The 4107-nt window shown below is 37.1% G+C and carries 6 protein-coding genes and 1 pseudogene; all 7 read right to left on the bottom strand.

Annotation, left to right across the window (positions count from 1 at the left end):
• Positions 1-256 (bottom strand): annotated as a pseudogene (locus AC3DU7_RS27175) (RHS repeat-associated core domain-containing protein); the annotation flags it as partial.
• Between the two features lie 117 nt (positions 257-373).
• Entirely contained in the window at positions 374-784 is a 411-nt protein-coding gene (locus AC3DU7_RS27170) for a hypothetical protein (protein ID WP_488042383.1), read from the bottom strand.
• Positions 785-1000: 216 nt separating this feature from the next.
• Positions 1001-1306, bottom strand: a complete 306-nt coding sequence (locus AC3DU7_RS27165) for a hypothetical protein (protein ID WP_488042382.1) — start codon at positions 1304-1306, stop codon at positions 1001-1003.
• A 16-nt stretch (positions 1307-1322) separates the two neighbouring features.
• Positions 1323-1958 (bottom strand): acyl carrier protein, encoded by a 636-nt coding sequence (locus AC3DU7_RS27160; protein WP_488042381.1) that lies wholly within the window; start codon positions 1956-1958, stop codon positions 1323-1325.
• Positions 1959-2058: 100 nt separating this feature from the next.
• Positions 2059-2592 carry a hypothetical protein gene (locus tag AC3DU7_RS27155; protein WP_488042380.1) on the bottom strand — a complete coding sequence of 178 codons (534 nt, stop codon included), beginning with the start codon at positions 2590-2592 and terminating at the stop codon, positions 2059-2061.
• A gap of 8 nt (positions 2593-2600) precedes the next feature.
• Positions 2601-3308, bottom strand: a complete 708-nt coding sequence (locus tag AC3DU7_RS27150; RefSeq protein ID WP_488042379.1) for a hypothetical protein — start codon at positions 3306-3308, stop codon at positions 2601-2603.
• 102 nt (positions 3309-3410) lie between these two features.
• The coding region (locus AC3DU7_RS27145) for an RHS repeat-associated core domain-containing protein (RefSeq protein ID WP_488042378.1) at positions 3411-4107 on the bottom strand (697 nt) is incomplete at its 5' end.

Below are 4107 nucleotides of genomic sequence, written 5' to 3'. Positions count from 1 at the left end.
CCCGCGTACTACCCAAACCATCAACCAAATAAACAGAAACTTCTCCCTCCTGCTCTACAGAAATCAAATCCAAACCATGAACATAACTCACCTTAACACTCTCATCCTCATACTCCTCCAACACCTGAGCATAAGGACGATTAGCATCTACCAAATAAGTAGTCTTCGCCCCATTAACACTGGAAGTTACCCAAATATTCTCGTTATTGTACTCATAATTGATAACATCCCCATCAGCAGTTCGAGCTTCTACCAAACGGTTGCGGTCATCCCAAACATAAGTGCTAGTTTCACCGTTAACAGTCTGAGAAGTCAGATTCCCATGGTCGTCATAACCATAAGCAGTAACTACACTATTAACTCACATTACACTTTAATAATTGGTAGGTTTAGAAAACTCTATAAATAATTCTAGAAGCCACTTTCCTATAGATAGCTTACTATTAAAGTCGTACATGACATCAACAGGAGTTTCCAAAACTTCTTCAAGGCAAAAAATTATTTCCAGAAAATCCCAGTCTCTTTTTACATGATGCATAAATTCTTCAAGTTTATCTTCGGGATAGAACTTTTCTGCTGGAATATTAAAAATATCTTCTAGCTTAAGACGATATACCCTAACTAATTTTTTGTAAAATTCCATCTGAAAATTATCCCATAAATCAATGTTTGAGAAAACACTTAATGCAAACTCTCCATCATTCATAGTTGCCCTATCTAGGAAGTATTTTTTTTTTTGAGTTCTCCAATTAAAAAACATAGTTTTTTCCTTAGTAACTGGCATTTTTTTATTCTTTTTAGTATAGCGAATCAAACCCTTTGCGAGTTGCAGAACCTGATGTGTAACCTACAACAAAGCTAAAAAGAAAGCTTGATAACATAAATGTGCTGGACTGAGCATATTTTTGCAGAACTTTGCTTGCATGTGAAGCAAAGTCTGTACCCATAGCTCTTCCTATTGCATGTCGTCTCCATATAGCTCCACGTATTAGTGCATCATCTACTGACGATTAGCATCTACCAAATAAGTTGTCTTCGCCCCATTAATACTCGAAGAAACCCGAATATTCTCATTATTGTACTCATAAGTGATAACATCCCCATCAGCAGTTCGAGCTTCTACCAAACGGTTGCGGTCATCCCAAACATAAGTGCTAGTTTCACCCTTGACAGTCTGAGAAATCATGTTGCCATTATCGTCATAACCATAAACAGTAACTACACCATTAATCGTAGACTCCAACAGACGGTCATTATCATCATACTGATAAACAGTCTCACCCTCAACAGAATCATTGCTCCTCAAACGATTCCCCGCAGCATCATAAACCGTCCCTATTTTCTACAGTTGATGTCCGATCGTGGTGGTATTCATACAATAAAAACAGAAGGTCGTCAATTGTATAAACTTCAGCCCATTCTTCCACTGGTAGCTTGATTCCTAATTCTTCTTCAATTCGCAAAGCCAACTTAGAGCTAAGTACATCTGAGTCTATTTTCAAATCATTAACAAAACTATCTGTTAATTCCAACTGTTTTTCAGGTCTATTTAAAATCTCTTCCAGAAGTTTCAAAAGAGCTAACTCAATTTTTTTTCTCCGTTTGAAAATTCTTTCAGTTTCCTTTTCTCCTTTTTTTGTTGTAATTAGCCAAGCTATCTCACCAAGACTAGGTATTCGACCTAGCTCATCCCATTCTCTTTCAATGCGATTAATTATACTTTCAATATCTAGATTCCATATTTGATATTCCAAATTATTTTGATCAACATACTCAAACATTCCAATTTCCATGAAACCAGTCTCCAGTATCCCTCGGGTTGTTTCAAGAGTCATCAATTTTATTTCTTGTGGGTTTGCTTGTGGGAACTTTCTCCTAAACCGACCTATGATTTGCCATAAACCTACATAGTCTTCTGTTCCTTCAATGATATAATCATCCCAAAATTGATATTTCATAGCTTTTGATCTTTATTGTTTACGGGTTGAATTTTATTTTCTCTATATTAGGGGCGCTAATAGGAGCTATAACATCCAAGGTAGCATTAGTGCCTGGGCTCTAAGTGTAATTCGCGACAACACCCCCACTCGCATCTGTCAACCCCCGCGTACTACCCAAACCATCAACCAAATAGAAAGAATCAACCCCACCCCGCGTCTGAGAAATCAAATCCCTTCCATAAACATACTCTGCATCCAACGTCTCATCAACATACTCCTCGAACACCTGAGCATAAGGACGATTCTTATCCAACAAAAACCGAGTCTCAACTCCATCAACAACCTCAGAAACCCGAATATTCCCATCATCATAACCATAAGTAACAACCTTACCATCAGCAAAACGCACCTCTACCAAACGATTCCGGTCATCCCAAATATAAACCTTCTGCTCGACACCATTAACAGTCTCAGAAATCGTATTACCATTATCGTCGTACTCGTAAACAACGACCTCACCATTAGAATTCTCCTCCCGCAACTGGTCGTTATCATCGTAACGATAAGTCGTAGTCCCCTCAACAGAATCAACCTTCTCTAAGCAATTTCCCACATCATCATAAACATAATTAATAACCTTCTCCTCCTCCAAAGGAAGTATTAGCTATGAGGAGCTTTTTCTGCGAAAGCCTCTAAACCACTTACAAGCTGTGGTGCATAATTTATAAAATCTTTGCAATAACTCACCATTTGCTGGATAGATGCCACTGCATTCTCTTCACTCAAAAAGCACCAACCACCAACATGCAGACCGAGACATTCATGTAAATTAATGGGAAGTAGATTTATTTTGATTTCCGCATTATTAGCTTTGTCAATCCAAATTATATGATGAAAATATTCGCAAGAATACGTATCGCAATCTAGGTATGTCTCCACAAAAAAATCCTCATTTATTTTTGTGGCAATACAAAGATTTGTAGGTATTTTAGTGTCAAATTCTTCCATCCAAAATTGCTTGAGTAATTGTTTAACCTTTCTTTTTCCTATAGGTACTAGCTGAGACAGTCGCTTCTCTACCATCTGTCTAACTTCTGGACTCATAGCTACATCAATAATTGTTTTAGCAAGTTTTTCTTCTTCTTCTGATACTGTAATGTCTATTAAATCCATTAAATTTTTAGAGCATACTTTGATCAGAGCCTGTAGAGCTAGTTGTTTATCTAAGCCGAGTATTTCTATAGCCCAAATTCTCTGGTTTATTCCAGAAGAATTCATCTGAGACAGTCTAGAAAATTCAGTTCGTGCTTCATTTACTGCCTCATTCATGGCCCAATTGTATAATCTATACTCCAATATTTTAGACATTAAGCTTCTTTTCATATATTTCCTCATTAGTATTAACTATTTAAACTAAACCAAACTAGGCGCTCTTAAACTTATTACTGCTGCTTGAACCATTCAAAGATGTTAAAATGCCAAACTAGGCGCTCTTGAACTTCTTACTGCTGCTTGAACTATTAAAGATGTTAAAATCGCTGTTGTTGCAACAATGGTACTCGTAGATACCTTTGGATCTAAATCATCATCAAGCAATCTATATAAAATTACTCCGTTTCTTGGAGGAAGTACATAAGCAGTTTTACCATACGGTAAAGCTATAGGACCTCCAGTAAAAGTATAATTAGCAGCACTTCCTGCCTCCCAATTATTGGTTTGCCCCGGAGCTCTATTCAAAACAGCTTCATAAACTATAACTTCTAGATGAGCTTGTGCCAAGTTACTAAACGATTTTATCTCATAAATTTCACGAGTATCATAATCTGCTAAATCTGGCTTCAGACGATTCCAGCCTGGATGTCCATTTGTTAAACCATCTGCTTCACGAAGAATCTTCTTAATGGTGAGTCCTCGGTTTGGTTCTGGAATATCTGCTCTTCGATCTCGACTTGTACTAATAAAATCTTCTCCAATTATTTTATGAATTTCATTTCCTATCTCTTTCCGTTGCTGCCTGGTTAAAAACCTAGATAAACCAGTTGGATCGTTATAGTTTACTGGATTGTTATCTGTATAAACATACTTGTGTAAGCTTGATGGCTTATTGAAGAATCCCTCATAAACATCCCTTCTCGTAAACCGCCCCACACCCTGGTCATAATACCTA

The sequence above is a fragment of the Okeania sp. genome, from assembly GCF_983059655.1.
The sequence above is the reverse complement of the archived record's forward strand: the minus strand, read 5'-3'. Positions and strand labels throughout refer to the sequence as shown.

Excerpts from the sequence above, each read along its gene's own strand:
- AC3DU7_RS27150 (WP_488042379.1), bottom strand. The coding sequence starts at position 3,308 with ATGTCTAAAATATTGGAGTATAGATTATACAATTGGGCCATGAATGAG.
- AC3DU7_RS27170 (WP_488042383.1), bottom strand. The coding sequence starts at position 784 with ATGCCAGTTACTAAGGAAAAAACTATGTTTTTTAATTGGAGAACTCAA.
- AC3DU7_RS27160 (WP_488042381.1), bottom strand. The coding sequence starts at position 1,958 with ATGAAATATCAATTTTGGGATGATTATATCATTGAAGGAACAGAAGAC.